Source organism: Massilia sp. CF038 (assembly GCF_900129765.1).
GTDB lineage: Bacteria > Pseudomonadota > Gammaproteobacteria > Burkholderiales > Burkholderiaceae_D > Telluria_A.
In genome coordinates, this window is the sequence record NZ_FQWU01000001.1 from 1547582 (window position 1) to 1574360 (window position 26779).

Annotated in this window: 28 protein-coding genes; 14 read left to right on the forward strand and 14 right to left on the reverse strand. The window is 63.9% G+C overall.

Annotated features, from left to right (window positions below; all coding sequences use genetic code 11):
* Window positions 1-131 precede the first annotated feature (131 nt).
* Both BUC24_RS07120 and BUC24_RS07125 read right to left on the reverse strand, forming a co-directional pair.
* On the reverse strand, window positions 132-1076 hold the full coding sequence (locus BUC24_RS07120) for an MBL fold metallo-hydrolase (RefSeq protein ID WP_083598750.1): 945 nt from the start codon (window positions 1074-1076) through the stop codon (window positions 132-134).
* 63 nt (window positions 1077-1139) lie between these two features.
* Entirely contained in the window at window positions 1140-2192 is a 1053-nt protein-coding gene (locus BUC24_RS07125; protein WP_073213367.1) for an AAA family ATPase, read from the reverse strand.
* A gap of 69 nt (window positions 2193-2261) precedes the next feature.
* Between BUC24_RS07125 and BUC24_RS07130 the strand changes: the two genes are divergently transcribed.
* Together BUC24_RS07130 and BUC24_RS07135 are read left to right on the forward strand one after the other, a co-directional pair.
* Complete coding sequence (locus BUC24_RS07130) at window positions 2262-3068, forward strand: helix-turn-helix domain-containing protein (RefSeq protein ID WP_178372494.1); 807 nt, start codon at window positions 2262-2264, stop codon at window positions 3066-3068.
* A 69-nt stretch (window positions 3069-3137) separates the two neighbouring features.
* Entirely contained in the window at window positions 3138-3584 is a 447-nt protein-coding gene (locus BUC24_RS07135) for a VOC family protein (protein WP_073213368.1), read from the forward strand.
* Window positions 3585-3590: 6 nt separating this feature from the next.
* Here the strand turns inward: BUC24_RS07135 and BUC24_RS07140 are convergent, their stop codons facing one another.
* Window positions 3591-3806 (reverse strand): TOBE domain-containing protein, encoded by a 216-nt coding sequence (locus BUC24_RS07140; protein ID WP_073213369.1) that lies wholly within the window; start codon window positions 3804-3806, stop codon window positions 3591-3593.
* Between the two features lie 21 nt (window positions 3807-3827).
* Window positions 3828-4643, reverse strand: coding sequence for a class II glutamine amidotransferase (locus tag BUC24_RS07145; protein ID WP_073213370.1), 816 nt, complete (start codon window positions 4641-4643; stop codon window positions 3828-3830).
* Between the two features lie 149 nt (window positions 4644-4792).
* Between BUC24_RS07145 and BUC24_RS07150 the strand changes: the two genes are divergently transcribed.
* A complete protein-coding gene (locus BUC24_RS07150; RefSeq protein ID WP_073213371.1) occupies window positions 4793-5662 on the forward strand; it encodes an EAL domain-containing protein in 870 nt (289 codons plus the stop codon).
* 42 nt (window positions 5663-5704) lie between these two features.
* Here the strand turns inward: BUC24_RS07150 and BUC24_RS07155 are convergent, their stop codons facing one another.
* The 3 genes from BUC24_RS07155 to BUC24_RS26290 are packed head-to-tail and all read right to left on the reverse strand — an operon-like array spanning window position 5705 to window position 8104.
* Window positions 5705-6469: a coiled-coil domain-containing protein gene (locus tag BUC24_RS07155; RefSeq protein WP_073213372.1), complete on the reverse strand. Its 765-nt coding sequence runs from the start codon at window positions 6467-6469 to the stop codon at window positions 5705-5707.
* Between the two features lie 47 nt (window positions 6470-6516).
* A complete protein-coding gene (locus tag BUC24_RS07160) occupies window positions 6517-7302 on the reverse strand; it encodes a DUF2491 family protein (protein ID WP_073213373.1) in 786 nt (261 codons plus the stop codon).
* Window position 7303: 1 nt separating this feature from the next.
* On the reverse strand, window positions 7304-8104 hold the full coding sequence (locus BUC24_RS26290) for a hypothetical protein (RefSeq protein WP_229448071.1): 801 nt from the start codon (window positions 8102-8104) through the stop codon (window positions 7304-7306).
* Between the two features lie 81 nt (window positions 8105-8185).
* Between BUC24_RS26290 and BUC24_RS07175 the strand changes: the two genes are divergently transcribed.
* On the forward strand, window positions 8186-8677 hold the full coding sequence (locus BUC24_RS07175; protein WP_073213376.1) for a phage regulatory CII family protein: 492 nt from the start codon (window positions 8186-8188) through the stop codon (window positions 8675-8677).
* Here BUC24_RS07175 and BUC24_RS07180 read toward each other — a convergent pair whose 3' ends face one another.
* Entirely contained in the window at window positions 8678-9094 is a 417-nt protein-coding gene (locus BUC24_RS07180) for a hypothetical protein (protein WP_073213377.1), read from the reverse strand.
* Between the two features lie 179 nt (window positions 9095-9273).
* Between BUC24_RS07180 and BUC24_RS07185 the strand changes: the two genes are divergently transcribed.
* Window positions 9274-9963 (forward strand): DNA/RNA non-specific endonuclease, encoded by a 690-nt coding sequence (locus tag BUC24_RS07185; RefSeq protein WP_229448073.1) that lies wholly within the window; start codon window positions 9274-9276, stop codon window positions 9961-9963.
* Window positions 9964-9999: 36 nt separating this feature from the next.
* On the opposite strand, the gene BUC24_RS07190 is transcribed toward BUC24_RS07185, so the two are convergent.
* On the reverse strand, window positions 10000-10656 hold the full coding sequence (locus tag BUC24_RS07190) for a pyridoxamine 5'-phosphate oxidase family protein (RefSeq protein ID WP_073213378.1): 657 nt from the start codon (window positions 10654-10656) through the stop codon (window positions 10000-10002).
* Window positions 10657-10795: 139 nt separating this feature from the next.
* Here BUC24_RS07190 and BUC24_RS07195 point away from each other — a divergent pair, with 139 nt between their 5' ends.
* Together BUC24_RS07195 and BUC24_RS07200 are read left to right on the forward strand one after the other, a co-directional pair.
* Window positions 10796-12250, forward strand: a complete 1455-nt coding sequence (locus BUC24_RS07195; protein WP_073213379.1) for a MocR-like pyridoxine biosynthesis transcription factor PdxR — start codon at window positions 10796-10798, stop codon at window positions 12248-12250.
* 264 nt (window positions 12251-12514) lie between these two features.
* Window positions 12515-13039, forward strand: coding sequence for a hypothetical protein (locus tag BUC24_RS07200; RefSeq protein WP_073213380.1), 525 nt, complete (start codon window positions 12515-12517; stop codon window positions 13037-13039).
* Here the strand turns inward: BUC24_RS07200 and BUC24_RS07205 are convergent.
* Window positions 13036-14472, reverse strand: coding sequence for a HAMP domain-containing sensor histidine kinase (locus BUC24_RS07205; protein ID WP_073213381.1), 1437 nt, complete (start codon window positions 14470-14472; stop codon window positions 13036-13038). The genes BUC24_RS07200 and BUC24_RS07205 overlap by 4 nt on opposite strands.
* A gap of 3 nt (window positions 14473-14475) precedes the next feature.
* Entirely contained in the window at window positions 14476-15165 is a 690-nt protein-coding gene (locus tag BUC24_RS07210) for a response regulator transcription factor (RefSeq protein ID WP_073213382.1), read from the reverse strand.
* A gap of 193 nt (window positions 15166-15358) precedes the next feature.
* Here BUC24_RS07210 and BUC24_RS07215 point away from each other — a divergent pair, with 193 nt between their 5' ends.
* Both BUC24_RS07215 and BUC24_RS07220 read left to right on the forward strand, forming a co-directional pair.
* Window positions 15359-16183, forward strand: coding sequence for a dioxygenase family protein (locus BUC24_RS07215; RefSeq protein ID WP_073213383.1), 825 nt, complete (start codon window positions 15359-15361; stop codon window positions 16181-16183).
* Window positions 16184-16353: 170 nt separating this feature from the next.
* Window positions 16354-19647, forward strand: coding sequence for a response regulator (locus BUC24_RS07220; protein WP_073213384.1), 3294 nt, complete (start codon window positions 16354-16356; stop codon window positions 19645-19647).
* Window positions 19648-19656: 9 nt separating this feature from the next.
* Here the strand turns inward: BUC24_RS07220 and BUC24_RS07225 are convergent, their stop codons facing one another.
* A complete protein-coding gene (locus BUC24_RS07225; protein WP_073213385.1) occupies window positions 19657-21072 on the reverse strand; it encodes an aminotransferase-like domain-containing protein in 1416 nt (471 codons plus the stop codon).
* A gap of 2 nt (window positions 21073-21074) precedes the next feature.
* Window positions 21075-21281 carry a DUF2970 domain-containing protein gene (locus BUC24_RS07230; protein WP_073213386.1) on the reverse strand — a complete coding sequence of 69 codons (207 nt, stop codon included), beginning with the start codon at window positions 21279-21281 and terminating at the stop codon, window positions 21075-21077.
* A 188-nt stretch (window positions 21282-21469) separates the two neighbouring features.
* On the opposite strand from BUC24_RS07230, the gene BUC24_RS07235 reads away from it, so the two are divergent.
* Window positions 21470-22168 (forward strand): c-type cytochrome, encoded by a 699-nt coding sequence (locus tag BUC24_RS07235; RefSeq protein ID WP_073214921.1) that lies wholly within the window; start codon window positions 21470-21472, stop codon window positions 22166-22168.
* Window positions 22165-23418, forward strand: a complete 1254-nt coding sequence (locus tag BUC24_RS07240) for a c-type cytochrome (protein WP_073213387.1) — start codon at window positions 22165-22167, stop codon at window positions 23416-23418. The genes BUC24_RS07235 and BUC24_RS07240 overlap by 4 nt, the downstream gene beginning before the upstream one ends.
* On the opposite strand, the gene BUC24_RS07245 is transcribed toward BUC24_RS07240, so the two are convergent.
* Window positions 23402-24310, reverse strand: a complete 909-nt coding sequence (locus BUC24_RS07245) for a LysR family transcriptional regulator (protein WP_073213388.1) — start codon at window positions 24308-24310, stop codon at window positions 23402-23404. The genes BUC24_RS07240 and BUC24_RS07245 overlap by 17 nt on opposite strands.
* Before the next feature lie 172 nt (window positions 24311-24482).
* On the opposite strand from BUC24_RS07245, the gene BUC24_RS07250 reads away from it, so the two are divergent.
* From BUC24_RS07250 to BUC24_RS07260, 3 genes are read left to right on the forward strand one after another with little or no spacing between them, the layout of a single operon-like run.
* Window positions 24483-24830, forward strand: coding sequence for a hypothetical protein (locus BUC24_RS07250; protein ID WP_218606484.1), 348 nt, complete (start codon window positions 24483-24485; stop codon window positions 24828-24830).
* 57 nt (window positions 24831-24887) lie between these two features.
* On the forward strand, window positions 24888-25835 hold the full coding sequence (locus tag BUC24_RS07255; RefSeq protein WP_073213389.1) for a pyridoxamine 5'-phosphate oxidase family protein: 948 nt from the start codon (window positions 24888-24890) through the stop codon (window positions 25833-25835).
* Window positions 25832-26773 carry a PDR/VanB family oxidoreductase gene (locus tag BUC24_RS07260; RefSeq protein ID WP_073213390.1) on the forward strand — a complete coding sequence of 314 codons (942 nt, stop codon included), beginning with the start codon at window positions 25832-25834 and terminating at the stop codon, window positions 26771-26773. The genes BUC24_RS07255 and BUC24_RS07260 overlap by 4 nt, the downstream gene beginning before the upstream one ends.
* The last annotated feature ends 6 nt before the right edge of the window (window positions 26774-26779 follow it).

Genomic DNA, 26779 nt, shown 5'->3' on the forward strand with positions numbered 1-26779 from the left:
CCGTATCATTGAAGGAAAAGTATTGTCGTGCTGCAAGCCTTTTCTCAATGGTAGCCTATCGCTGGCGTCCCGGCGCGGCACACACCTGCTTTCCCGTGCTGCTAGGGCGAATTCACAACACCATGCCCGATTCACTCAGGTGGTGCAGGGCCCGCTGCAGGGGCAAACTGATAACGTTCGCCCCGTTTCAGGTAGACGATCTTGCCGTCCAGACCGGCAGCGTGGACTTCGTGTTCAAAGTCGGACAGGGGTGACTTGAAGACATCGTAGTCATCAAAATGGATGGGTATCGCCCGTGCCGGCGCGATAATGCGCAGCATCTGTACGCCATCCTTGCCATCCATGGTGACCTTGAGCATTTTGAGGATGCGGGTGCCGCCCAGGTGCAGCAAGGCCAGGTCGATATCGGGATACCGGTGCGGGATGAGACGGATGGCGTCATGAATCAGCGTATCGCCACTGATGTACATGCGGTAGCGCGGTTGGCCGGGCAAGGCCGCAAAGTCCAGCATCGACCCCATGACCGAGGGCAGCAGGGCATTGGCCAGGCCGGGACCATGCTGCCCGGGCATGGCGCTGACGCTCAGGCGGGCCTGGCCGCGGCGCAATTCCAGTGCTTCCCATGTTGCCAGAGAGATGGCTTTGCGAAAGCCCAGCGCCTGTAGTTTTGCCACCGCATCTTGCGTGCTGACGATGGGCACGTCACGCGGCAAGCTGGCCTGGACCACACGGTCAAAATGGTCTTCGTGTATGTGTGACAGGATCACCAGATCCAGTGGCGGCAATTGCGCCAGTTCGAGCGCCGGGTTGGTCAGGCGCTCGGCATGCAGGCCATAGCCCAGGTGGACATGGTCGCCCTTGTGCAGAAAATTGGGATCGGTCAAGATCGTGAAACCCTGGTAACGGATCAGCACGGTTGCCGTGCCGATGAATTGCACGTTGCCGCTCGTGTCAGCCGGGGCAGTGGCAGGCGGACCCAGTTCCAGAATTTGAACAGGCTGATCAGGCTGTGCGAGGGCAAGCACATGCAGCGTGCATAGGATGAGGGCAGCAAACACGGTGCGGACCTGGTGCATGGCGGTCTCCGGAGCAGCTAACTGGAGTTGGATGCGCTGCGCGCGCGACAGTTCAGTTCCTATTCAGCGTTGCAGTACGGCGCCAATCTGCGCCAGGCGCTCCGCAACGGATCCGGACAGCACTATGTAGGCAAGGCCTGCCGCGCGCAGCGTGTCCAGATGCCATGCATGCTGGCGCAGCCGGAAAGCCGGGTCTTGCCGCGTGCCATCCTGGACAAAATCGAAATCCGGGGCGCACACAAACGTATAGGCATAGGGGCGCGCAGACAGTGCCAGCAAGACCGGATCGACGCGGGCGAACATGGCCATGCTGTAGCACCGGGTAGTCAGCGGCGAGGTATCGCACACCAGCCATTCACGGGCGTGCTGGGCCATCTCATCTTCGCGTGCGATCTGAGTGCGGGCTACGCGCAGCAAATCGTCGAAGGCCAGTTCGCCTGCTTGCGCCACCCAAAGTTCGCGCCCGAATTCCGGCACCCATGTGGTGTGCAGCTGCGCCGCCAGTGCCGCAGCCAGTGTGGTCTTGCCGGTCGACTCGCCGCCCAGCAGGCAAATCCGGCGCACAAAACTGGCGTACACCAGCGGGTGCAAATCGTCACGGTGCGCGTGGGGGCAGGCCCGAATGGCGGTGCCCGAGGTGGGAATCTGCCGACGTGCCTGATCGACACACACATGTTGCACCGGGGGACGCGACATGCCGTGACGGGTAAAATAGGCGCTCAAGGCAGCCGCGAAGCCATCGCCGTAGTCTTCGCTGGAAAACACTGCATCGACGGTTTTTCCCAGTAAAGCGACGCAAATCCAGGCGACGAAATCGCGCTGCACGGCATCGGGCGCATCGTTCGGCGGGAGTACCGGTGCCGGACTGATGCCCTGTTCGGCGCACAGTTGCGCGAGCACGCCGTCGTCCAGCACCACTGCTTGCACCTGTGGGTACAAGGTACGCAGCCAGTGCAGGCGCGTCGGCGCGTCGCAATCGGCGAATGCGGGATTGGTGTAACTGAGAACGATGACTTCGTCACAGGCCGCGATCGCGCGCTCGATCACCAGCATGTGACCGCGGTGCAGGGGGCAAAACTTGCCTACCACCAGGCCGGATTGAAATGCTTTCGTCATGGAAAAATGCGGTTCGAAAAGAATCGGCAGTATAGGCGATTGCCCCGCTTTGGCTGAATGCTTGGGCGTATGACCTTGCTCCTGCCCGCGCCTGCGCTGACGCCGTTCGTCAAGCAACTCTGGTATGCCGACACGCCGGCCGATGCCCAGGTGGGCCGCGAACACATCTTGCCAACCGGGCAGATGCATCTGGTGTTTCGGCTGGCGGGCGCGCCGCTCAAGGTGTTCGACAGCGCAAACGACCAGCATGGCGCTGTTGCGCGCGAGCCGGTCGTGGGCGGCCCCAGAGCGAGTTTTTACGTCAAGGAAAGTGGCCTGGCCGTCAGTGCCATTGGTGTCCAGCTGCTGCCGGGCGCGGCCATGAGCCTGTTTGGCGTGAGCGCGGCCGAGCTGGCCGAGCGCCATACGCCCTTGTCGGAACTTTGGGGCGCGGCAGGCCGCAGCGCGCTCGACCGGATCGCCCAGGCAGGCACGCCGCTGGCGCAATTGCGGGTGCTCGAGTGCCTGCTGGCCGAGCGCTTGCCGCGCATCCGCGCCATGCATCCCGCAGTGGCGCAACTGCTGTCGCAGCCGGGCCAGCTCACCCGCATCGACACCCTGGTGCGCGACAGCCGCTACAGCCATCGCGGTTTCATTGCCCTGTTTCGCGAGGCAACCGGTATGAGCCCGAAACGCTATGCCCGGCTGATGCGTTTTCGAACCGTGCTGGCGCGTTTGCGCCAGCAGCCCGGCGTAGCGCTGGGCGCGCTGGCCCAAGACGCCGGCTATAGCGACCAGGCCCATATGCACAGGGAATTTCGTGCGTTTGCCGGCGTCACGCCGCGCCAGTATGTGCAGCTGGACCCGGTCGAGGCGAATCACCTGGTGCTACGCTAGGTCAAATTTATTCAATACGCCGGCGACGCGGCGCGCTACAGTGCAAGCTCCCTCAGCAAGGAGAATGACATGATTCATGAACTGTTTGCCTACCTGTGCGTCAACGACGCGGGCAAGGCGATTGACTACTATGGCAAGGCATTTGGCGCGACCGAAAAATTCCGCCTGGTGGAGCCGGGCGGGCGCATCGGGCATGCCGAACTTGATTTCGGGCCGGTCACGCTGATGATCTCGGACGAATTTCCTGAGTGCGGCATCCGTTCGCCGCTGGCGCTGGGCGGCACGGCGGTCAGCATCCATCTGCATGTGGATAATGCCGACGCCGTCATCGCGCGCGCTGTCGACGCAGGCGGCACCGTGGAGCGCCCGCCCCAGGATGAATTCTACGGCGAGCGCGGCGGGGTGGTGCGCGACCCCTTCGGACACCGCTGGAACATTGGCCACAGCATCGAAGTGCTGTCACCCGAAGAAATGCAGCGCCGCTACGATGCGCTGCTGGCTGGGGTCAAGCAATAGCCGCTGTCAGAGCTTGGCGATCGAGACCTCGGTGGACTTGACCAGGGCAACGACTTCGCTGCCCACTTTGAGGTCCAGGTCGTTGATTGAGCGTGTGGTGATGACGGAGGTCACGATGCCGTGCGCAGTCTCGACATCGACCTCCGACACGACCGACCCGGTGATGATTTCCTTGATGATGCCGCGGAACTGGTTGCGTACATTAATTTGCGTGATGGCCATGGTAAGTCCTTGTGTGACAGCTTAGTAGCTGATGGGTAGGCCGCTGAAAGCGGAAATCGGTTCATTGCCCAGGGTATAGGGCGCGCCGTGCACAAACATTTTCAGTTCGCCTCGCTGGAAGGCCAGCCACGCTTCGCCGGTGGTCAGCGGTGCGGTGGCGATGACGGCCATGCGGTCGTCCAGATGGTTGTGCTGGCTGAAATTGATGGCCAGATCGCAATCGATCAAGCGCGCATCGCGGAAAGGGTATTCGCGCACCACGTAGTGCAGGGCAGTGGAGCAGTGGGCGAAGAACAGCTCGCCGTCCGACAATATGAAGTTGAAGCTGCCGTAGCTGGCAATCTCGCTGGCGATGTCGGCCACGGCGGCAAACAGGTCCGAACGGGCGGGTGCGCCGCGCGGATAGCGCTGCAGCAAGGCCGACAGCAAGTGGCAAAAGGCGCGTTCGCTGTCGGTTTCGCCCAGCGCGCTGTAGTGGGGCGTGTGGACCGGGTAATACTCCTTCAGGTCGCCATTGTGCGCAAACGACCAGGTTTTGCCCCACAGCGTACGTGTGAACGGGTGGCTGTTCTCGGGCGTAGTGCGGCCCTGGGTGGCCTTGCGGATATGCGCCACCACATTGCGCGCCCGCTTGGGGGCCTGGCGGATGCTGGCGGCCAGGGGCGAGTCAGATGAAGCTTGCAAGTCGGTAATCAGGTGGCAGCCGGCCGCATCATGGAAGGCGATGCCCCAGCCGTCGGAGTGCTCGGCCGTGCGGCCGCCGCGCTCGGCAAAGCCGGCGAAGCTGAAGCCCAGTCCCGCTGGCTTGCTGCTGTTCATTCCCAAAAGCTGGCACATGATGACTCCTTTCAATCTGGAATCGATCATAGAAGCGTCCGCCAGCGCCGTGAACGAATGTTTTCGAGAATGGATATAGCAAATGCTTCCTTGGGCGCGGCGCGAAGCTCGCATAGACTGGCCGCAGTCCATTGCCCACGAGGTGTGTTGTGTCTTATCCCGCTTTGATCGCCTACCTGGCACGCTTGTCCGATCCGACAGGCGCGCCGTCCACCCTGTGGTTGAACCCGCAAGGCCAGGCCGAAGGCCGCTTCTTTAATTGCACGCTGACCAGTGCCTTCCAGCCCGTGCGCGATGTGGCCAGCGGCGAGTTGCGCGCCTACGAGGCCGTCGCCCGCAACGCCGAACCGGCCGACGAGAGCCCCTCGCTGTGGCGCCAGCTGGACCATGCCGCCAGCGATGATGAGTCGGTCGAACTGGACCGCCTGTGCCGGATGCTGCACGCCATCAATTTCTTCCGTCAGGCCGACGGCAAGCAAACTGATTTGTACCTGAGCGTGCATGACCGTTTGCTCAGTGCGGTGAGCATCAATCACGGCCACGCGTTTCGCCGCATCCTTGATGCGCTGGGCTTGCCTGCTGACCGTGTGGTGCTGCAATTGCCAGCGGTCAGTCCCAACCAGCGCTGGCTGCTCAATTACGTCACGGACAATTACAAGCGCAATGGTTTCCGTATGGCGCTCAACCTGACTGCGCCCGAGCGCGCCACCGAATTGCTGACGCAGGTGCAGCCCGCCGCCTTGCGCATCGATGCCGACAAGGTCAGCGATGACGACACCCTGGCGCGCCTGATCACGCTGGCGCACAAGCATGAGGTGAACCTGATCGTGCGCAAAGTGCAAACGCTGGAAACCATCGGCCAGCTGGTGAGGATCTCGGGCGCGCTGGGTTTGCCCGTGCAAGCTCAGGGTTACGCGATTGCGCCGCCGCGCGAAAGCATCATCGGCGACGCGCTGCTGCAAAAAAACACGCCACCGGACCTGGAGGTGCGGTGGCGTGCGACAAGCAGTGATGCCTGAAAAGTCAGGGGCCCGGCACTTGCATGCCAGGCCCGCTTTCCTTTAAGCGGTTTTGGCGGCGGACAGGCGCTTCAGGCGTTCCAGCGCGGTTTCGCCAGCCTTGTCGTCCTGAGCGACCGACTTGCGGATCGCGTCCAGTTCGGCCTTCTGGTCGAGCGGCTTCTGGCCGATGTCGGCCACGATGCGCAGTCCCTCGGCTTCGCTGCTGACCTTCTGGGCCCGGCGGGTCAGGGCGTTCAGGGCAGTCGAGTTGCCTTTCATGCCGGACAGGCCGGACAGCTGGGCTTGACGCTCCATGCGCATTTCCTGCAGGTCTTTCTGGGCCTTGGCAGCAGCCAGTTGCTGCATTGCCTTTTTGGCTTGCGCATCGAACTCGGACAGCTGCTGGCTCAGCGCATCGATGATTTTTTGCAGTTCATCCATGTACGCCTTGGCATCGGCTTCTTCCTGGATTTCCTGCGGCAGGCGGCTCTTGTTCGCTTCCAGTTCGTCGCAGAACATGGTCACGGTCGCTTCCGAAATGCTGCCGGCAGCCAGACGCTCGGCCAGTTTTTCGGTGGCTTTCTCGTCGTTCTCGATCAGATTGCGCAGATTGACCACGTCCTGATGTTCTTTTTCAAAGGACGAACGGGCCGAGGCCAGCACTTGCGCGGTTTCGCGCAGGGTATCAGCCAGGCGGTCGCGGTCGGCTTCGGTCGCCGTTTCAGGGTCGAAGTTGGCGATGGTTTCCGAAATACGGTCACCCAGCACGCCGAAATGCTTCGAAATCAGTCGTGCGGTCAGTCCCCATCCACTTGCGTTGCTCATTTTAGAATCCCTTTCAATTATTAGAAAACTGCCTTCACTCGTATCGTTTATTGCAAAACGATGCGTTCTTGCTCCATCGGTATCCCGATCACAAAATCGACATGGATACCGCGTTTCGACGTATCACCGTTGACGCTGTCGATGATTTCCGTCGTGATAATCAGGTATTCGCGTCCGCCGCCGGCCAGTTCCCGCACATACGGCATGTAATACATTTCCTGCTTCAAGCCTTGCATGCCGCCGGCGTCATCAATCCGCGTTTCCTTGCCAAAGAAGGGGGGCACAAAGTCCGCGTCGGTGTTGCCAGCATCGCGCATGTAATCGATGCGGTCGCTGTCGCCAAATACTGCGCTCAGTTCCGCTTCGCTCAGCGTATCGGCCAGCTGCTCGCGCCACAGGGTGTAGGACCGGTCGCCCAGGCCGGCACCGCCGACACCGGTGTACGCATCCTGGTCTTCCGCCGTTTCCGGCACCACCCGCGCCAGCTGGGTGCAGTACATGATCTCGGCAATATCGCCGTCGGGTTCGGCATACACTTGCAAAAACTTTTCGTCGGCATTCTGGTCGCCTGTGGCCAAATAGAAACGGAACAAGGCGCCATCGAGGTTCAGCTTGATCTGCGAAACCGCCAGCACGCGGTTGTCGCCATCGGCCGGCATGGCGATCAGGGAACCGTTGGTCTGTGCGCGGATCACCGAGCCTTTTTGCATTTGCACCACGCTGCCGATGCGGGCGCCCATCGGCAAACCTTCATCTTCGCGGCGCGCCTTGCCATCCATGCCGTGCTTGCCGGCCATGCCGCGCATATAACTGAATACATTCTTCCAAGCCATCTCAATTCCGATCAAAGGTGTAATTTGCCGAGCTCGGTGCGCTGCCCCGACGCAGGAATTTCCAGCCGAAGTAGAGCGCCCAACCCACCACCGCAATAATCATCAGCCAGGCGAAGGTGCGCAGCACGGACATGAAGAAGGAGCCGCCACCGGGGGGCGCGGCCACGGCGCCACTGCCATTGCCGTTGCCTGGGTAACCATTGGCTTGCGCATGCGACGGGCTCATGGCGCGGCCGAGCAGGAAACCAGTGAGAATATTGCCGAAACCGCCGCCGCCATTGCCGTTGTTAATGATGATCGGCGCGGACGTCGGACCGTAGCCTGGCTGCGCGCCGCCATTGCCGCCATTGCCGCCGTATGAAGGCGAGGGCACAGGCGCGGGTGGCGGCGCGTTGCGGGCTTGCTCGGCGGCCTTGCGTTCATCCAGGGTGCGCAGGGCGTTGGCTTGCGAGTCGCCCTTGCTCAAGCCTTGCGACAAGGCCGAGTTCGACTTTTGCGGTGCGGCGCTGCTGTCCTGGCGCGGGGCGGTGCTGCCGAAGGACCCGAAGCCGCCGCTGCGGGAAGGTGCCGGTGCTGCCGACGGCGCGCTCGGTGGTGGCGCCGGCGTGCTGCTGCGGCCGCCAAACGAGCCAAAACTGCGGCTCGGCGACGACGGACTGCGACTGGGACTTGCGGACGAGGATTTTCCAGAGGAAAATCCGCTCTTGAACGAGCTCGAGTTAGAAGGCCGCGCCACCGCAACGTCGGTGACGACGGGCAGCATCAAAGCGAGCAACAGCGCAATCTTGAAGGACTTCATCATTTTGGAGCCGTTAGTAAAGGTTGAAATAAGAATAACTGCATAAATGGTGCCATGCACCGGTAAAAAAAGGCAAGATCTACCATGACGCGACGTTACCTCGACATGAACCAGCATGATGCGCTTTACACCGTGGCGCGCCGCTATCCTGGCGGGCTGGAAGTGCTCGCCAAAGACATTGGCATCTCAGTCAATGTACTGCGCAACAAACTTTCCCCTACTATTGCTTCGCACTATCCCTCGTTTGAAGAAGTGTCGATCATCGTTGAACACTGCCACAAGGCTGGCGTTGCTGATTCGCATATGCCGCTGCATGCGATGCTGGCCCGCCACGGCCTGGCTGCCTTCGTCATTCCCAAACCCGAACTGGCCGCCCGCGACGACTTGTCGCAAACGGTGTGCCGCGTCATGAGCGAAGTGGGCGCTGTGGCTGAAGCGGTGTCCACGGCCTTGCTCGACGGCGTGGTCACCGTTGCCGAGGCCGACCTGATCGAGCGTGAATTCCACTCGGCCCTGTCGGCCCTGGGCGAATGGCGCGCCCGCCTGCGCCTGAAAGCTGGCGTGGACCCGATCTGATCAGCGCGACGGCGTGCTGCGCTGTGGCGCAGGGCGCAGCGATTTCAGGAACAGGCCCAGGCCGCCAAAGGCCAGCGTGACGATGCAAATCAGTTCGAAAGCGGACATGGTGCGCAAATTCATGCTGACCGACGAGATCACGCCAAACACCAGGGCGCCGAACGAGCCAATTGCCACCAGCCAGCCCAGGTAGTTTTTGGCGTTGTAAAACACCATGGCGATGCCGATGATGAGTGGAATCATGATCATGCCGCCAGTGACGCCGTAGCCGCCGCCAATGCCGAACAGGCGCGAGCTCAGTCCGAAATTGGAACTGACGACGATCCCGTTGAGCAGCAGGTAAAAGCCGCCGCACATCATGATCAGGCCGAGGAAAAATTGACCGCTACCGCCGCTGGTTCCGCCTGCTCCGTTCATTGGAAAATCCCTTTTCTGGTTCGTTAGTGCCGACATTTTAGCAAAAAATATTATTAGTAATGCATCATTTGATGCAGCAGACGAAGAGTAAAGCTTTGATCAATTCAGTACCACGGTTATTTTCTGGGCGCATTACCGCGCTTGTGTTCATTTTAATAAGTGGGGCCGCGCAGGCGAAATTGCTGCCGACGCTGCCGCCAGCCGACTTCACCCAGTGTAAGCAGTTTTTCGCCGGGGGCAAGGTACCGGTGTTCCAGGCGCGCAGTCCGGCCAAGGCGCGCCCGCTCTGTTACGACGCGTTTGCGGTGCTCCATTCAGGTACCACCAGAACGCCCCTGTATGTGGCAGAACGCATCAACAAGTCGACGCTGCAGGACGCCGCTGGCGAAAAGCGCAGTAATCGTTTTTTTGCCGATGCGCGCCTGCCGGCCTCGGAGCGGGCCGCACTCGACGACTACAAGGGTAGCGGGTACGCCCGCGGGCATATGGCGCCGGCGGCGAACATGGCCAACCCGGAAGCGATGGCGCAGAGTTTTTCGCTGGCGAACATGGTGCCGCAGGCGCCGCGCAATAACTCCGGCCCCTGGGCCGGGATCGAAAAAGCCACCCGCAAGTACGCCATGCGTGCCAGTGGCGACGTGTATGTCATCACCGGACCGGTGTTTGACGAATCGGCTGAAGTGATTGGGCCAAATCGGGTGCGGGTGCCCCGTTATCTGTTCAAGCTGGTGTACGACCCGGTGGCGCAGCGGGCATGGGCGCATTGGCTGGAAAATACCGAGCAGGCGCGCATCGGGCGCCCGATTGAGTATGCGGAGCTGGTGCGGCGCACCGGCATCGAGTTTTTGCCGGGGCTGACGATACGATAAGGAGTGCGGTTGCCGCGCCCGCCCACGGCGGCAAGATCAGGCAGCCGCGCTCACCCAGTTCGCAACATAGTGGGGCGCGGCGATATCGCACTGGGCGTCGCGCACCGGCGCCAGACGCTGTACCCTGAACGGCAGAATGCCCGCCCACGCCGCCACGCCCATCTCTTCCGGTTCATCGTGCGGTCCGTCGTTGCGCACCTTGCAGGCCGCTTCATCGAGCGCGATGCGCAGGATCGTGGTGGCGGCAAACTCCTTGTCATTGCCACGGCGCGCCTCATGCTGGCGGCCGGGGGCGATCTTGTCCATGAACACATCCATCGTCGCGCGCCGGTGCGCCTCATCCTCGACCTTTTCGAAGCTGCCATAGATCATGGCCGAGCGGTAGTTCATGGTGTGGTTGAACGCGGTGCGGGCCAGCACCAGCGCATCGAGGTGGGTGATCGTCACGCATGCCTGCGTGCCCTTGACCAGCAGCTTGACCAGCCTGCCGCCGTTGGAGCCATGGATATACAAATGTTCGCCTTCGCGCCAGCATGCAGTGGGAATGCAGTGGGTGCCGCTGCTGTCGGCGAAGGCGACGTGACACAGATAGGCGTCGTCGATAATGGCGTGCAGGGTGGTGCGCTCATAGCTGGCGTTGTCGGCCACGCGGCGGATGCGGGTGCGGTCGGATGGGGGCAGGGCTGCGGTCATGGGGTTCCGTTCTTTGATTGAAGACGTTTCATCTTGGGCGATGTCGGCGTTGGCGCACAATGCGCTGACAGGACGTAATATAATCGCCATCATGGTTCCAGCATAAGGTCCATTGTCATCATAAATTTTAGGGCCACGAATGGACTACGCATTGCTGCTTCAACTGTACGCCGACAAGCACGCGGTACGCGCCTGGCCGCGCCAGCGCCTGCTGCATGAATGTTTGCGCGACGCGATCCGCAGCGGCACGCTGGGCGCTGGCACACGCCTGCATGCGACGCGCGCGCTGGCGCAGGAGCTTGGCGTGGCGCGCAATACCGTGCTGTATGCCTACGATCAGCTGGCAACCGAAGGCTTCATCCGGCCTGACCGGCGTGGCACGGTGGTGGCGCCGCTGCGCGCAGCACCAGCTGCCGTGCAGGCGCCACCAGCGGCTGCCCTGTCGCGCCGGGCTGCCGCGCTGCATGGCATGCGCGCCCCCGAACTGCATACCGGCGGCTTCGCGCCTGGGGTGCCGTCGCTGGACGAATTTCCCTTGGCGCTGTGGCGGCGCCTGCTGGACCGGGCCGCGCGCGATGCTGGTGCGGGCGGTCTTGGCTACGGCGATCCCGCAGGCGAACCGGCATTGCGCGAAGCAATCGCAGGGCACCTGCGTGCGGCGCGCGGGGCCGACTGCGCGGCTGACCAGATATTCATTACGGGTGGCACGCAAGCGAGCCTGGACCTGTGCGCGCGCGCGTTTGCCGACGCGGGCGACAAGGTGTGGATTGAAAATCCCGGCTACAGCGGTGCTTACGCCGCCTTCAAGGGCGCGCAGCTCAAGCCGATCGGCATTCCAACCGACGACCAGGGCATTCATCCGTCGACAGCCGACTGGCGGCGCCAGCGCCCGCGCCTGATCTACACCACGCCGTCGCACCAGTATCCCACCGGCAGTGTGCTCAGCCTGGAGCGGCGCCTGGCACTGATTGCCAACGCCCGTGCGTGTGGCGCCTTGATCATCGAAGACGATTACGACAGCGAGTTCCGCCACGACGGACCACCGCTGCCCGCGATGCAGGGCCTGGAGCCCGATACCCCGGTGGTGTATCTGGGCACCTTCAGCAAGACCATGTTTCCGTCGCTGCGCATCGGCTTCATGCTGGTGCCGCGCGCGCTGGCCGCGCCGCTGCATGCATTGTTGTCGCGCTCCGCCCATGCCGGCCGCAGCGCCGAACAGCTGGCGCTCGCCCATTTTCTGCGCGATGGCCAGTTCGCCCTGCATTTGCGGCGTATGCGCCGCCTGTACCGCCAGCGCCGCGATGCACTGGTCGATGCACTGCAAATGCAGATGGGGGATCTGGGCAGTGTCCACGGTGGGTCGGCCGGCATGCATTTGGCCTTTCGCCTGCATGACGCGACGCTCGATGACAAGCGCCTGTCGGCACAGGCGCAAGCGGCAGGCATTGTGGCGCCGGCGCTGAGCGCGCACGCCATCGGGACCCGCGTCAATGGCTGGAACGGTTTTTTGCTTGGTTATGCGCAGGTACCAGTGACGCAGATGGCGACGCTGGTCAAATCGCTTGCCGCGGCGTGCGCTGAGCCGAGCAGCTGAGGCCGTTGGTTCCACGCGACGTCGTTCGTACTTTCTCCGCTAACAGGTGTCAGGCCGGGAAAGTGTTGATATAATTTAAATATTGCGACGATTTCAGTACCATCCTTTTGCAGCAGACGCGCGCCCGACCGATGTCATCGCGGCCGCATTTCAATCCAGCCAACGCCTTCGCTGCGCTTTGCGATATTCAATTGGCAATCAGTAGAGCGGCATCCGGCATGCGTGCCAGAGGCCCGGGCCCGTGCGGCCATCACAGGAAATTACATGCTGAACCGATTCAAACAATTGATCAATCTGTCCCTGACCGACGAGCCGCTGCAGCCGCTCGATCATCCCATTCTTGGCAGGCTGGCCCCGCAGGACGGCGACTCTACTGCGCTGGTGGGCCAGGTCGCTTGCGGTGCGCGCACGGTCGCGGTACGCGTCAGTGCGGACGACAGCGAGTTGCTGGCCGCGCTGGAGCTGGCCGCGCAGGCAGCGCAGTCAATACTGGTTCTGGACCTGAAAAGCCGCAAGCTGGTCGCCGACGCCAGTTTGAAACACTACAATGAACAATGGCGCTTCGGTACCTCGATGATGGCCGACGGTTCTGCACGCGCATTCGAAGCGCCGCTCCTGTCCGAAGCTGATTTTTGCGACAAGCTGCAGCTCGATACCATCGAGACCAGCGGCGCCTCGTGTCTGACGCTTTGGTACAGCAACGCCGGCCTGTTCCTGGGGCGCAGCCACAATGTGTCCTCATTCGACGGTCTGGCCATGAACGACGTCCACGTCTCCACGTTCGGCTAGGGCGCCGCACTGCAGGGCAGGACGATGGTCACACACAAGCCGCCCTTCGTGCTGTTGCTTGCCCTGATGGTGCCGCCATGCGCCGCAATCACACGCCGCGCAATTGCCAGTCCCAGACCATGGCCGTCGATATTGTTGGCGCTTGGGTTGGAGCGGTAGAAGGGCTGGAAGATGGCGTCCAGGTCTGCCGGCGCCACGCCGGGTCCCTGGTCAAGCACCTGCACCAGTACCTTGTCGGCGGCCACTTCCAGCACGATTTCCACCGCGCCGCGGTCCGGGCTATGCTTGACTGCATTGCGCACCACGTTTTCGAGCGCGCGCCAGAGCAGGTCGGGTGAACCCTGCACCATCACCGGTGCGACCCCGCTGACGGCCACATCGCCACCGCGCGCAGCCGCCTCGAAACGGGCATCGGCGGCGATTTCATCGACCAGGTCCGTGATGGCAATGGCTTCGCTTTGCGCCAGAGAGGCCGTGGCGTCAAGGCGCGACAAGGTCAGTAGTTCGCCCACCAGTTTATCCATGCGCACGCTCTCGCGTTCGATGCGCTCGAGCGCGGCCGCCATATTGGCTGGCTGCTGGTGCGCCAGGCCGATGGCAGCCTGCAGACGTGCCAGCGGCGAGCGCAGTTCGTGCGAAACGTCGTGCAGCAGGCGGCGCTGGTTGTCCATCAGCGCGCGCAGCTGGGTGCTCATGCGGTCGAAGTCGCGTCCCAGGGCCACCAGTTCGTCGCCGCGGCCCTGGGGCGCTTTGTCAAAGCGCGGCGCCAGGTCGCCCGAGGACGCCGCCTGGAACGCCGTCTGCAGGGCGCGGATCGGACGCAGGAAGCGCCATGCCAGCAGGGCGGCGAACATCAGACTGGCCAGTACCCCGACAATCAGGCTGATGTAAGGCAGGCGCGGCCCTGGGCGGCCGCCCGCGCCGGGCGGCTGGTCCGGCCGCGGTCCCCCTGCGCGGGTGCCGAAGCCGGGCGGCACAGCGCGAAAGTGCTCGCGTCCCGCGCCCGCGCCGTCGTTGTCGGGGCGGCGCACAAACACGGTGAAATGGCGGCCGTCGGCTGCGATCAGGCGGCGTACCGCATTGTTCCCGCCATCGCTTGACAGCAGCGGCCGCGCTGCCGCGCGTACCTCCTCGGTGACAATGCGCCCCAGCAGCTCGTGGCCGTCAGCGTCGATAATGAAGATGCTGCTTGAAGTGGCACGCGCGGCCAGCTCGCGCAGGGCAGGTACACCGCCGTACTTCAGCGCCACCTCGGCCGCGTCAACGATGGTCACGGCTGACGGGCGCGTGTCGATCAGGGCGCGCGGGACGTTGTCGGCGTGGGCCAGTTCGCGCGCCTGGCCCCAGACCCAGAAGGTGGCGCCAACACCAATGGTGGCGGCAACCTGGGCCAGCAGGATGGCAAGGAAAAACTTCCAGAACAGGCGGCCCATGGCTTATTCGCTCACCAGCTGGTAGCCCAGGCGGTACACCGTCTGCAAACATGAACGGCCATCGGCAAAGGTGCCGAGCTTTTGGCGCAGACTGCTCATATGGACATCGATATTGCGGTCAAAGCGGGCCATGGGCCGGCCCAGGCCTTGTTCCGACAATTCGTTCTTGCTCACTGGCCGGCCAGCGTGGCGCGCCAGAATTTCAAGCAGATTGAATTCGGTGCTGGTCAGGGCCAGCGGCGCGCCGTCCCAGCTGGCGCGCCGCTGCGCCGGTGCGATGGAGAGGCGGCCAACGGTGATCGGGGCGGTATTGATATTATCGTCCGGCGGTGGATTGGTACGCCGCAAAATGGCGCGGATGCGCGCTGTCAGTTCGCGCGGCGTGCAAGGCTTGGTGACATAGTCATCGGCGCCCAGTTCCAGGCCGAGAATGCGGTCGGTATCGTCGCCGCGGCCAGTCAGCATCAGCACTGGCAAACGGCTTTTTTCGCGGATGCGGCGCAGCGCCTCGATCCCGTTCATGCGCGGCATCATGACGTCGAGGATGGCGATGGCATACTGGCCGCCGAGCGCTTCGCGCACGCCGCTTTGGCCATCGTGGGCACAGGCCACGGTAAAGCCTTCCTGCTCCAGGTATTCCCGGAACATGGCGAGCAGTTCGATATCGTCGTCAATGAGCAGCACCTGGTTCATGCGGCCATCATAACAAAGCGGGCGCCTGCAGATTGCGCTCTGTGGCCTTCTTTACCTGCTTTTACATGCCCCTGACCGCGCTTTACATCAGCCTCGCTGATGATGGCGGCTTCCGGCCTGGAACCGACACGAACGCTAAAGCAGCACGCGGACTGTGACGGCCGGGCCGACCATCGCGTGAAAGGAAAACAGCATGCACGACCACACTCATTGCCTCGCCCAGGACATTGCCACCATGCTCGACATGCGCGCCAGCCGCCGTCAATCGCTGCGCTGGCTGTTTGCCGGTGCTGCCGCCGCGCCGTTGGCGGGTTGCGGCGCCGGCGTCAGCGATCTCGCTGGCGACAGCGGCGCAAGCGCCGGCAGCACCACTTGTGTCGTCATACCGGAAGAAACGGCAGGCCCCTATCCGGGCGACGGCACCAACAGCAGCGTAAACGGCGTTGCCAACGCCCTGATCCTGGCGGGGATCGTGCGCAGCGACATCCGCAGCAGCATTGCCGGCGCCACGGGGGTGGCGGCCGGCGTACCGCTGACCATCAGGCTGCAGCTGGTGAACGTGAAAGCCAGTTGCGCTAGCCTGGCCGGTGCCACGGTCTACCTCTGGCATTGCGACCGCGACGGCAACTACTCGATGTATTCAAGCGCCGTCAGCGCCGAAAACTACCTGCGCGGGGTGCAGGAGGCCGACAGCACCGGGCTGGTCACATTCAGCACCATCTTCCCAGGATGCTACGCCGGGCGGATGCCACATGTGCACTTCGAAATCTATCCGGACCTCACCAAGGCCAGCCTGGCATCGAACCGGGTCAGGACATCGCAATTCGGTTTCCCGACTGCCACCTTGAGCGAAGCCTACAGCGCCACTGGCTACGCCACTAGTGTGCGCAACCTGGCCAGCATGAGTTACGCGACTGACAACGTCTTCAGCGATGGCACGGCTTTGCAAATCGCCAACATGAGCGGCAGCGCCGCGCTCGGCTACACCGCCACCCTGACGGTCGGTGTCGCGCTGTGACCGCCGGGACCGAGCCTGACTGCGGTTTTCTCTGAGCCAGACCTGCCCTTGACGCAGTGTTTCTGGAAAATGCGGTGGGATCTAAGTGGCGGGAGGCGGACAAAAATTACTGTGTGGAAGGGGGCGAAAGCAGCGATAATGGGTAACACTTTCTAGTTCCCATGCAGTCCATGACGCTCGTTTCGCCTGCCCGATCGACTAGTGTCGCGACCAAACTCGGTGCCGCGGTGGTGCTGGTGTTGGCGGCCGTTACCTTGTTTGTTGCCTACAGCGTGGTCCATAGCCGGCAGCGCTATATCGACGCGGCCGACAGTGAAGCGCGCAATCTCTCCTTTGCGCTCGATAACGCGCTCCAGTCCCATTTTCAGGAAGTCGATCTGGCGCTGCGCCGCGCGCGCCAGGAATTTAGCGACATGCATGGCCAGGCGCGCTTTACGCCTGAGCGTTTCAGTACCTACCTGCGCTCGCTCAAGGAGCGCATGCCGCAGGCCGCTGCGGTGCGCGGGGCCGATGCCGATGGCATGGTGGTGTATGGCGACGAGGTTGACCCGGCCAAACCGGTCGATCTGAAGGTGCGCGAGTTTTACCAGCGCATGCGTGCCGAACCCGGTCTGGTGTTTGGCATCCCGGTACGGTCGCGCATCAGCGGGCAGATGGTATTCCCCCTGATTATGTCCTTGCATCGCCCCGATGGCAGCTTTGGCGGCAGTGCGTATGTCAACATGAACAGTTCCCATATCAGCGCCCTGACGACGTCCTTGTCGATCGGGCCGCACGGCGCCATCACCCTGGTGGACCGCGAGCGTCGACTGCTGCATCGCTTCCCCGAGCTCGCCAGCACGGTGCCGGGCAAAGTGCTGGCCGTGTCGGCACAGGCTGTGGCGCTGATGGACCAAGGCGGCAAACACGCCAGCTACACGGCCGCCAGCCCGCTGGACGGTGAGACGCGCCGCTTCAGCGTGCGCCGCGTGGGCGAGTACCCCGTCTACGTTGTGGTGGGCCTGGCCGAGCGTGATGTGCTTGCACCCTGGTACGACGAAACGCGCAACGCGGTGGCCTTTTTGCTGGTGCTGTACCTGCTTAGCGCCGCTTTGCTTGGCGGCGTATTCCTCGCGTTGCGGCGCCAGCTGCAGGCCGTGCAGGCGCTGTCGGCGTCGGAAACGCGCTTTCGCTCGCTCACGGAAGGGCTGCCCCAGATGGTGTGGACCAGCCCGGACGCACGCCAGGTCGATTTTCTGAGTCATCACTGGAGCGCGTACAGTGGCGTGAGCGCGGCCGAACTGACCCGCCCTGGCGCGATCGGTAAATTGATTCATGCGCATGATCGCCCCCGCGTGCGCGCTGCCTGGCAGGCCGCCATTGACAGCGGCGACGCGTTTCGCTGCGATTGCCGCCTGCGCCGCCACGACGGCGCCTGGCGCGTGTTCGATAACCATGCGCTGCCCCAGCGCGCCGGCGGCGCGATCGTCGGCTGGGTTGGCAGCAGCACCGACATCACCGAGCAGCGCGAAGCGCATGAAGCGCTTGAACTGGCCAAGGACCAGGCGCTGGCAGCCGGACGCGCCAAGTCGGAGTTTTTGGCCAATATGAGTCATGAAATCCGCTCGCCCATGAACGCGGTGCTGGGCATGCTGCAGCTGCTGCAGCGCACCCCGCTCGACACGGTCCAGCGCGATTACGCCGGCAAGGCCGGCACCTCGGCCACGGCGCTGCTCGGCATCCTGAACGATATCCTCGACTTTTCCAAGGTGGAGGAGGGCAAGCTGACGCTCGACGTGCAGCCGTTCAGCTTTGACAAGCTGCTGCGCGAACTGGCAGTGATCCTGTCGGCCAACGCCAGCGGTAAAGGCATCGAGGTGCTGTTCAACGTCAGCGCCAACGTGCCGGCCTGGGTACAGGGCGATGAATTGCGCCTGCAGCAGGTGCTGCTCAATCTGGCCGGCAATGCCATCAAGTTTACCGAAACGGGCGAGGTCGTGCTCAGCGTCGAGCCAGTGACGCTGAGCGACGACAGTATCGACCTGCATTTCAGTGTGCGCGATACCGGCATCGGCATCGAGTCCGAACACCTGGCCCATATTTTTGACGGCTTCTCGCAAGCCGAGGCATCGACGGCACGGCGCTTCGGGGGCACCGGACTTGGCCTGGCGATCAGCCAGCGTCTGGTGCAGCTGATGGGCGGAACCTTGAGTGTCACCAGCGTGGCAGGCCAGGGCAGCACGTTCGAGTTCACCATCCCCATGCCGCGTACGGACCAGCAGCACGTGCGTGAAATCAGCCATGCACTGCAGTATTTGCGCTGCCTGGTGGTCGACGACAGCCCGACCGGGCGCGAGGTGCTGGCCGCGATCGTGCGCTCGTTTGGCTGGCGCGCCGATGCTGTCGCCACCGGCGAACTGGCCTTGCAGGCGGTGGCAGCCCGGCCGTATGACCTGGTGCTGGTCGACTGGCGCATGCCCGGTCTGGATGGGTGGGCCATGAGCGAGCAGCTGCGGCGCCAGGTGCCGTCGGCGCTGGCGCCGCTGGTGATCATGGTGACCGCGCATGACCGCGAGCTGATTGCCCTGACCCAGGGCCGGCTGCAGCCGGTACTGGATGCGATGTTGTCCAAGCCGGTCACGGCGTCAGTGCTGTTCGACACGGTCACCGAGTTGCGCCTTGCTACCCGGCGCCAGGTGGAAGGCACGCCGCTGGCAGCGATTCTGGCCGCCCCGGTCGCGGTGGACGCGCGTCTGGCCGGGCTGCGGCTGCTGGTGGTGGACGACAATCCGGTCAACCAGCAGGTGGCGCGCGAATTGCTGGCCGCCTGCGGCGCCGAAATTGCGGTCGCCAGTGGCGGCCGGGCTGCTGTTGCTGCCATGTGCGATGAGGGGCGCGTGTTCGACCTGGTCCTGATGGACATCCAGATGCCCGACATGGACGGCTACGCCGCCACCGCAGCCATTCATGCGCGCATTGGCCACGCCGCGCCACCGATTGTGGCCATGACGGCCAATGCCTTGTCATCCGACCGCGATGCCGCGCATGCTGCCGGCATGGCGGCCCATGTCGGCAAGCCGTTCGAGTTGGAGCGCTTGGTCGACGTGATTTTGCGCCACGCACGGCGCCCCTCGGTGCTGCAGCCTTGCCTGAATGTGGCGGCAGCGCTCAAGCGCCTTGGCGGCAGCCTGACGGTGTATCAAATGGCGCTGCGCGGCTTTGAGGGCGAGATCGACAAACTGACCGAGCAGCTGTCAAACGCGATGGAAGGCGACCATGCCGACCTGGGCGCCGCGGCGCTGCATGTGATGCGCAGCCTGGCCGGGATGGTCGGTGCCGACCATCTGGCGGCGCTGGCGCAGGAGGCAGAGCATCTGTTGAAACTGGTGCCGCCGGTGGAAGGACGCTGGGCCGCCGTGCCGGCCGTGATGGCGGAGGCCGAGGTGGCCGTGCGCGCCGCCGCCGAACAGATGCAGGGCAGCTGACTGGCGCTGTCAGGCTGCCGCGATCAGCCGCCCCAGCGTGGCCATGGCCGCGTCCAGGCGCGCATCCCAGGGGTGACCGTAATTGAGGCGGATAAAATTGCCAAACGAACGGCGCGCCGAAAACATGGGGCCGGGCGCAACGCTGATCCCCAGCGACAGGGCGCGCCGGTGCACCTCCAGCGCATCCACCCCGGGCGCCAGCTCGATCCACAAAAAATAGCCGCCGTCGGGGCGCGTGGCGCGCGTCCCCTTGGGGAAGTGGCGAATGACCGCTTCCAGCATGGCGCCTTGCTGGGCCGAGAGCGCATGGCGCAGCTGGCGTAAATGTTTGTCGTAGCCGCCTTTGGCCAGATAGTCGGCCAGGGCTGCCTGGGCCGGTGCGCTGGCCGACAGGGTGCGCGTCATTTTGAGCCTGGCCACGTCGCGCGTGTAGCGCCCGGCCACGGTCCAGCCCACCCGGTAGCCTGGTGCCAGGCACTTGGAAAACGAGGATGAATGCAGTACCAGGCCATGCTTGTCCCAGGCCTTGGCCGGCAACGGCCGGCGGCTGCCGAAATACAGTTCGCCGTAGACGTCGTCCTCGATCAGGGGCACGCCGTGCGCGGCCAGCAGTTCGACCAGTGCCTGCTTGTTCTGGTCCGGCATCAGGCTGCCGACCGGGTTCTGGAAGTTCGTCATCAGCCAGCAAGCCTTGGGCTGGTGCCGCTCCAGTGCCGTGGCCAGGGCGCCCAGATCGATGCCTTCGCGCGCGTGTACCGGTACTTCAATGGCGCGCAGGCCATGGCTCTCGAGTGCCTGCAAGGCGCCGTAAAACGCGGGCGACTCAACGATGACGGCGTCGCCGGGCCGCGTGACCGCATGCAGGCACAGGTTCAGTCCTTCCAGGGCGCCATTGGTAATGACGATGTCGTCGGTGTGCACGTGCATGCCGTCGGCCAGATAGCGCAAGGCGATCTGACGCCGCAGACTGGCATTGCCGGGCGAGATATCATCGACCGAACTCCATGGATCCATGCTTTGCACGCTGGACGCCATGGAGCGGGCCAGGCGCTGCAGGGGAAACAGCAGCGGACTGGGAAAGGCCGAGCCAAACGGCACCACGTCACGCGCCTTGGCTGATTCGAGAATGTCGAACACCAGGGCGCTGACGTCAACCGGGCCCGATTCTTCGCTGGGCGCCTGTTCGCCGCGGCCGGGCTCGGGCAGCTGGCTTTTCGCGCCAGCGGCGACAAAGTAGCCGGAGCGCTCGCGCGCCCGAATCAGGCCGCGCGCTTCAAGCAGGTAGTACGCTTCGAACACGGTCGACGGGCTCACGCCGCGGCTGGCACTGGCCTGGCGCACCGATGGCAGCCGGTCGCCCAGTTTCATGACGCCAGCCCGGATCGACTGGGCGATTTCTTCGGCGTAGGCTTCGTACAGTTTCATCGTCAGGCGGACAGGGCAAAGCGCACAGCCAGCAGCAGCACGCCAATCAACATGGCGGTACCGACCAGCGCGGCGATGATCACGTACAGCGGATTCATGGCGCCGGCGGCGTCGGTATCGAAGTCGCGTTTGCGGCGCAGGCCGATGAACGACCAGGCAACCGCGATCATGGTGGCGCCGAACGAACGTTTGGGGGGCAGCTGTGTCATGTTTCGGGTCCTTGTATGCGAGTGGCAAACAGATTGTCGCCCGTTCGCTGCGAAAAGAACAGATGCAGTTCGGCTTGAAAACAGCGTATCAGATGTTCATCTGATCTGCAAAAATCCGTGCCGACTGATTCTGTACCGGAGCACGCTGGCGCGCGAGAATGATGTGGCCAAATCACGAATGGAACATCATGAACCCGTATCTCGAGCGCCTTCTATTTAGCTGCCTGCTCGGTGCCAGCGCAGCCGCAGCCAATGCAGCCGAGCTGCCCGCGCCGCGCATGGCCGAGCGCAGTGCCGCCTGCGTCGCTTGCCACGGCAAGCAGGGGCAGGCCAGCAGCGATGGCCTGTTCCCGCGCATTGCGGGCAAGCCGCAAGCCTATCTTTACCAGCAGTTGCTGTCGTTTCGCGATGGACGGCGTGTGCACGCGCAGATGTCCTATCTGCTGGCGCCCCTGTCGGACGCCTACCTGAATGACATGGCAAGCTGGTTCGCCGACCAGCATGTGCCATACCCGGCACCAGCGCCTGTCAAGGTCACGCCCCAGGTGCTGGCGCATGGCCGCCAGCTGGTCATGCAGGGCGACCCGTCGCGCCAGATCCCTGCCTGCGTGGCTTGTCACGGCCAGCAATTGAGCGGCGTGCTGCCTGGTACGCCCGGTTTGCTTGGGCTGCCACGCGATTATCTGAATCTGCAGTTTGGTGCATGGCGCACCGGCGTGCGCCGGGCGGCTGCACCCGATTGCATGGCGCAGGTGGCAAGCCGGCTCACCCCGGACGAGGTGACGGCGGTGGCTGCATGGCTGGCCAGCCAGCCGGTGCCTGCTGCCTATGCGCCGGCAAGCGCGCACCTTGCGCCCCTGCCGCTCGAATGCGGGAGTGCGAAATGAAGCGCATTCTGACAGCCCTGATGGCCTGCGCCCTTGCGGTTCTGGGCGCGGTGTACCTGTTCCAGCGCATGCATGACGCGGGCAGCGCTCTGCCGGCAGTGGCGGTGGCAGACCGCGCAGCCCAGATCACGCGCGGTGCGTACCTGGCCAAGGCGGGCAACTGCATGGGCTGCCATACGGCCAACGGCGGCCAGCCTTACGCCGGCGGTCGCGCGCTGGAAACGCCGTTCGGCGTGATGTACGCGCCGAATCTGACTGCCGATGCGGCCACCGGGATCGGCAGCTGGAGCGCGGATGACTTCTGGCGCGCACTTCACAACGGCAAATCGAAAGACGGGCGCTTTTTGTATCCGGCCTTCCCCTATCCGAACTACACCAAGGTCACGCGGGCCGACGCCGACGCCATGTTTGCCTGGTTCGGTACAGTGCCCGCCGTGCGCCAGCCCAATCGCGCGCACGCCCTGCGGTTTCCATACAATCAGCGCGCTTTGCTGGCGTTCTGGCGGGCGCTGTATTTCACGCCGGGCGAATTCGTTCCCGAGCCAGGGCAGAGCGTGCTGTGGAACCGCGGCGCGTATCTGGTGCAGGGACTGGGGCATTGCAGTGCATGCCATGCGCCGCGCAATGCTCTCGGCGCCAGTGTGGGCGAATTGCGGCTCGGTGGCGGGACGCTGGGCGAACCGGAATGGCACGCTCCCGCATTGGGCGGGGTGGGCGATACGATGGAACTGGCGGAGCTGCTGCAAACCGGCGTATCCGGTCAGCGCGCCCTGTCCGGGCCGATGGCGCAGGTGGCCGGCGCCAGTCTGCAGCATTTGAAGCCTGATGATGTCAGCGCCATGGCCAGCTATCTGGTGACCCTGCCTGCCGCCGTGCCGCAGCCAGCCAGGGCTCTGCCGGAAGGCAGTGCAACGGTGTTGCGCCATGGCGCCAGGCTCTATGAACAGCATTGCGCCAGCTGCCACGGCGAACAAGGAGAAGGCGAAGCGCGCGTCTATCCGCGTCTGGCCGGAAGGGGCGCGCACGCCAACGGTTTGCCTGGGAATGCGATCCGGATGGTACTCGACGGTGGTTATGGGCCCAGCACGCAAGACAATCCGCGCCCATTCGGCATGCCGCCGTTCAGCGCCACACTGTCCGACGCCGACGTGGCAGCGGTGCTGTCGCATGTGCGTACCAGCTGGGGGAATCAGGGGTCGGTCGTGCTGCCGCAGGAGGTTGGCCGCCTGCGTGCTACGCCAGGGCGTTAAGGCCGCCGTCGGCGCGCAGGCTGGCGCTGAGCATGTCGATAAATGCACGTACCTTGGCCGAGCCGTACTTGCTTTCGCGGTGGAGCACATGCACAGGCCAGGGTTCTTCCTCGTACGGTGCCAGTACCACGCTGATGGCGCCGGCCGCCACCTGCGCCGCCACCTGGTAGGACAGCAGACGTGCGATCCCCAGGCCCTGCATGACCGCTTCAATGGCGGCGTCGTTGCTGCTCACGGTCAGGCGCGGCTGCATGCGCAGGGCGCTGGGTTCGGCGCCACCGCCGAACTTCCATTCCACCCGAGGCGACACGCCGCTGGCAGCGATGATGGTGTGCTGCGCCAGCTCGGCCGGGCTGCGCGGTACGCCATGCCGCGCCAGGTAGGCAGGCGATGCGCACAGTACCCGGCGCACGCTGCCCACCCGCAGCGCCTTGAGACTGGAGTCGGGCAAATGTCCGATGCGCACCGCGACGTCCATGCCCTCGTCGACCAGATTGACGCTGCGGTCGACAAAAAAAGCCGAGATATCCACCGCGGGGTAGCGCTGCAGGAAGGCGACCACGGTCGGCATCACATACAGTTTGCCGAACAAGACCGGTGCGGTGACCGCCAGCTGCCCCCGCGGCGAGGCATTGATGCCGCTGGCTGCTTCGTCGGCTTCGGCGATTCTGGCCATGATGTCGCGCGCATCGGCCAGATAGCGTGCGCCGGCCTCGGTCAGGCGCACGCTGCGCGTGGTGCGCTGGAAGAGCTTTACGCCGAGCTGCGTTTCAAGACTGACGACGGCGCGCGTGATGGCCGCGGGCGACAGATTGAGCTTGCGCGAGGCAGCAGCAAAGCTCTGGTCCTCGCCCACGGCGATCAGCACGGTCATCAAGTGCATCCGGTCCATTGTTTCACTCCTTGCCAATAAATATTGAATATTCCCGCATATTCGCAGTTTACCCCTTCGCGCAGCGAAATAGTCAATTGCGGTTTGCAGCCTTCTGGAAATTTGCCAGCTGCGTAGACTGGGTTTCAACGGCAGCCCGCTTCGGGCGCCGCCCCACCCAAGGAGAAGCACCATGAAAGCAGCAATCGTTATCCTTTCCGACCCAAAAAACGGCGGCGAAGAGGCCCTGGGCCGCGCCTTCAATGGCCTGGCTAGCGCCTATGACTTTCAGCAGCGCGGGATCGACAGCGCGATCTACTTCCAGGGCACCGGCACGCGCTGGCCTGGCGTGCTGGCCGACGCGCAGCATCCGCTGCATGCGCTGTTCAACGCCGTGCAGGGCAGTGTGGCAGGCGTTTCGTGCGGCTGCGCCGACGTGTTTGGCGCTGCCGAAGATGCAATCAAAAAAAAAGCGGCTTCGACCTGGTGGTCGATAACAAGGTGCCCGGCACCTCGGGCTTGCCCAGCCTGGGCAAGATGACGGCCGACGGCTATACGGTATTCACGTTTTAAACAAAAACCAGCCACGGAGGCCACCATGCATGCAGCGAGCGTATTTCACGAAGGCGAACGCGCAGTTCAGGCGCGCGCAGGGGAGGCAGTCATCGCCGACCACAATGGCACGGTGCTCTCGACCCAGGTGATCCCCGGGGCGCGCGCCTTCATCAGCAAGCAGTTCATGGCCGCCGTGGCCAGCGTCGACCAGCAGGGGCGGGTCTGGTCGTCGGTCCTGTTCGGGCAGCCGGGTTTTTTGCACACCGCCGACGGCACCACGATTCTGGTGGACGTGGCGCGCGCCGAACGTGATGCCAGCGACCCGTTCTGGGCAAATATCGGCACCAAAGCGCAGGTAGGCATGCTGTTCATCGAGATCGGTTCGCGCCGGCGCTACCGCGTCAATGGCGCCCTGCTTGCCGAGCATGAGGGCGGCATCGAAATCGGGATTCGTGAAGCCTATCCGAACTGCCCCAAATTCATCCAGCGCCGCAAGCTGGTCGACATGGGGCAGGGCGTGGGCGTCGATGCTGGCGCCCTGTCGGGCACCAGCATCGACGCTGCACTGGCCACGCTGATCGCGCATGCCGACACCCTGTTCGTGGCCAGCGTGCACGCCGAGCGCGGGGCCGACGCGTCGCATCGCGGTGGCGCGCCCGGCTTTGTTACCTTGCTCGATGCCCACACCTTGCGCATCCCCGACTACCAGGGCAACAGCATGTTCAACACGCTGGGCAACTTCAGCGTCGATCCCCATGCCGGCATCTGCATTCCCGACTTTGCCGGCAACCGCCTGCTGCAATTGACGGGGCGGGTCACGCTGCGCTGGGACGAACCCGATCCGCGGGGACTGACCGGTGGCACCGGCCGCTTTTGGGATGTGGCAGTCGACAGCTGGCATTTGCGCGCCATTCCACAGCGGCTGGAATGGGAATATTTGGATGCCTCACCCTTTAATCCGCCGGTGGGCGCGCAGGAGTCACTGTCATGAAGCTGATCGTTCGCCAGATCGTTGCCCACGGCGAGGCTGTGCGCGAATTACGGCTGCAGCGCGCCGACGGCGCAGCGCTGCCCGCATGGAGCGCGGGCGCCCACATCAAACTGGCGCTGCCGCTTGCGGCGCAAGGTCCGGTCGAGCGGCGCTATTCGCTGGTGGGCGCGCCTGGCGACACCAGCACCTATCGTATCGCGGTGCTGCGCGAACCGCTGGGCAAGGGCTCTGCCTGGCTGCACGAGAATGTCAGTGAAGGCGATGCCATCGAGGTCGATGGTCCTTACACCAGTTTTTCACCCAGGGCCGGGGCCGGGCGCGCGCTTCTGATTGCAGGCGGAATTGGCGTTACCCCACTGGTGTCGATTGCCCATGCGCTTGCAAGCCAGGGCGTGCCTTGCCGCTGTCACTACCTGGTTTCTGAGCGCGCGCGCGCTGTGCTGCTGGCAGAACTGGAGACGATTGGTGCAGTCGATGTGAATTTGCATGTCAGCGGGGAGCAGGGCGGACGCGCCGATCTGGGCGCCATACTGGGCCCTTACAGCGCCGGCGACGTGGTGTACGCATGCGGGCCGGCGCCCATGCTCGCTGCCCTGCGCGCCAGCGCCGCTGCACTTGGGTGGCCGGCCGCATCAGTGGTAATCGAGAGCTTCGGCGCACGCAGCAACGCGCAGGACGAAGCGCTGACCGTGCACCTGGCGCAGTCGGAGCTGACCCTGTCGGTGGCGCCCGGCACCACCATTCTCGATGCGCTGATCGCGGCGGACGTATTCGTGGCGTGGGATTGCAAGCGTGGCGAGTGCGGCAACTGCTTCACCCAGGTCAGCGAAGGCATTCCGATCCACCGCGATGTGTGCCTGACGCCGGTCCAGCAACAGGTCGGCATGTGCACCTGTGTTTCGTGGGCCGGGGGCGGGCGCCTGGTGCTGGACCTGTAGGGCCTG

Bases quoted from the DNA above. Each gene is read 5' to 3' on its own strand.
- BUC24_RS07235 (WP_073214921.1), top strand. From the start codon at position 21,470: ATGAACCCGTATCTCGAGCGCCTTCTATTTAGCTGCCTGCTCGGTGCC.
- BUC24_RS07160 (WP_073213373.1), bottom strand. From the start codon at position 7,302: ATGGCTTGGAAGAATGTATTCAGTTATATGCGCGGCATGGCCGGCAAG.
- BUC24_RS07130 (WP_178372494.1), top strand. From the start codon at position 2,262: ATGACCTTGCTCCTGCCCGCGCCTGCGCTGACGCCGTTCGTCAAGCAA.
- BUC24_RS07120 (WP_083598750.1), bottom strand. From the start codon at position 1,076: ATGCACCAGGTCCGCACCGTGTTTGCTGCCCTCATCCTATGCACGCTG.
- BUC24_RS07240 (WP_073213387.1), top strand. From the start codon at position 22,165: ATGAAGCGCATTCTGACAGCCCTGATGGCCTGCGCCCTTGCGGTTCTG.
- BUC24_RS07135 (WP_073213368.1), top strand. From the start codon at position 3,138: ATGATTCATGAACTGTTTGCCTACCTGTGCGTCAACGACGCGGGCAAG.
- BUC24_RS07200 (WP_073213380.1), top strand. From the start codon at position 12,515: ATGCTGAACCGATTCAAACAATTGATCAATCTGTCCCTGACCGACGAG.
- BUC24_RS07255 (WP_073213389.1), top strand. From the start codon at position 24,888: ATGCATGCAGCGAGCGTATTTCACGAAGGCGAACGCGCAGTTCAGGCG.
- BUC24_RS07210 (WP_073213382.1), bottom strand. From the start codon at position 15,165: ATGAACCAGGTGCTGCTCATTGACGACGATATCGAACTGCTCGCCATG.
- BUC24_RS07125 (WP_073213367.1), bottom strand. From the start codon at position 2,192: ATGACGAAAGCATTTCAATCCGGCCTGGTGGTAGGCAAGTTTTGCCCC.
- BUC24_RS07250 (WP_218606484.1), top strand. From the start codon at position 24,483: ATGAAAGCAGCAATCGTTATCCTTTCCGACCCAAAAAACGGCGGCGAA.
- BUC24_RS07175 (WP_073213376.1), top strand. From the start codon at position 8,186: ATGACGCGACGTTACCTCGACATGAACCAGCATGATGCGCTTTACACC.
- BUC24_RS07260 (WP_073213390.1), top strand. From the start codon at position 25,832: ATGAAGCTGATCGTTCGCCAGATCGTTGCCCACGGCGAGGCTGTGCGC.
- BUC24_RS07230 (WP_073213386.1), bottom strand. From the start codon at position 21,281: ATGACACAGCTGCCCCCCAAACGTTCGTTCGGCGCCACCATGATCGCG.
- BUC24_RS07225 (WP_073213385.1), bottom strand. From the start codon at position 21,072: ATGAAACTGTACGAAGCCTACGCCGAAGAAATCGCCCAGTCGATCCGG.
- BUC24_RS07220 (WP_073213384.1), top strand. From the start codon at position 16,354: ATGACGCTCGTTTCGCCTGCCCGATCGACTAGTGTCGCGACCAAACTC.
- BUC24_RS07205 (WP_073213381.1), bottom strand. From the start codon at position 14,472: ATGGGCCGCCTGTTCTGGAAGTTTTTCCTTGCCATCCTGCTGGCCCAG.
- BUC24_RS07245 (WP_073213388.1), bottom strand. From the start codon at position 24,310: ATGGACCGGATGCACTTGATGACCGTGCTGATCGCCGTGGGCGAGGAC.
- BUC24_RS07155 (WP_073213372.1), bottom strand. From the start codon at position 6,469: ATGAGCAACGCAAGTGGATGGGGACTGACCGCACGACTGATTTCGAAG.
- BUC24_RS07180 (WP_073213377.1), bottom strand. From the start codon at position 9,094: ATGAACGGAGCAGGCGGAACCAGCGGCGGTAGCGGTCAATTTTTCCTC.
- BUC24_RS07140 (WP_073213369.1), bottom strand. From the start codon at position 3,806: ATGGCCATCACGCAAATTAATGTACGCAACCAGTTCCGCGGCATCATC.
- BUC24_RS07190 (WP_073213378.1), bottom strand. From the start codon at position 10,656: ATGACCGCAGCCCTGCCCCCATCCGACCGCACCCGCATCCGCCGCGTG.
- BUC24_RS07195 (WP_073213379.1), top strand. From the start codon at position 10,796: ATGGACTACGCATTGCTGCTTCAACTGTACGCCGACAAGCACGCGGTA.
- BUC24_RS07215 (WP_073213383.1), top strand. From the start codon at position 15,359: ATGCACGACCACACTCATTGCCTCGCCCAGGACATTGCCACCATGCTC.
- BUC24_RS26290 (WP_229448071.1), bottom strand. From the start codon at position 8,104: ATGATGAAGTCCTTCAAGATTGCGCTGTTGCTCGCTTTGATGCTGCCC.
- BUC24_RS07145 (WP_073213370.1), bottom strand. From the start codon at position 4,643: ATGTGCCAGCTTTTGGGAATGAACAGCAGCAAGCCAGCGGGACTGGGC.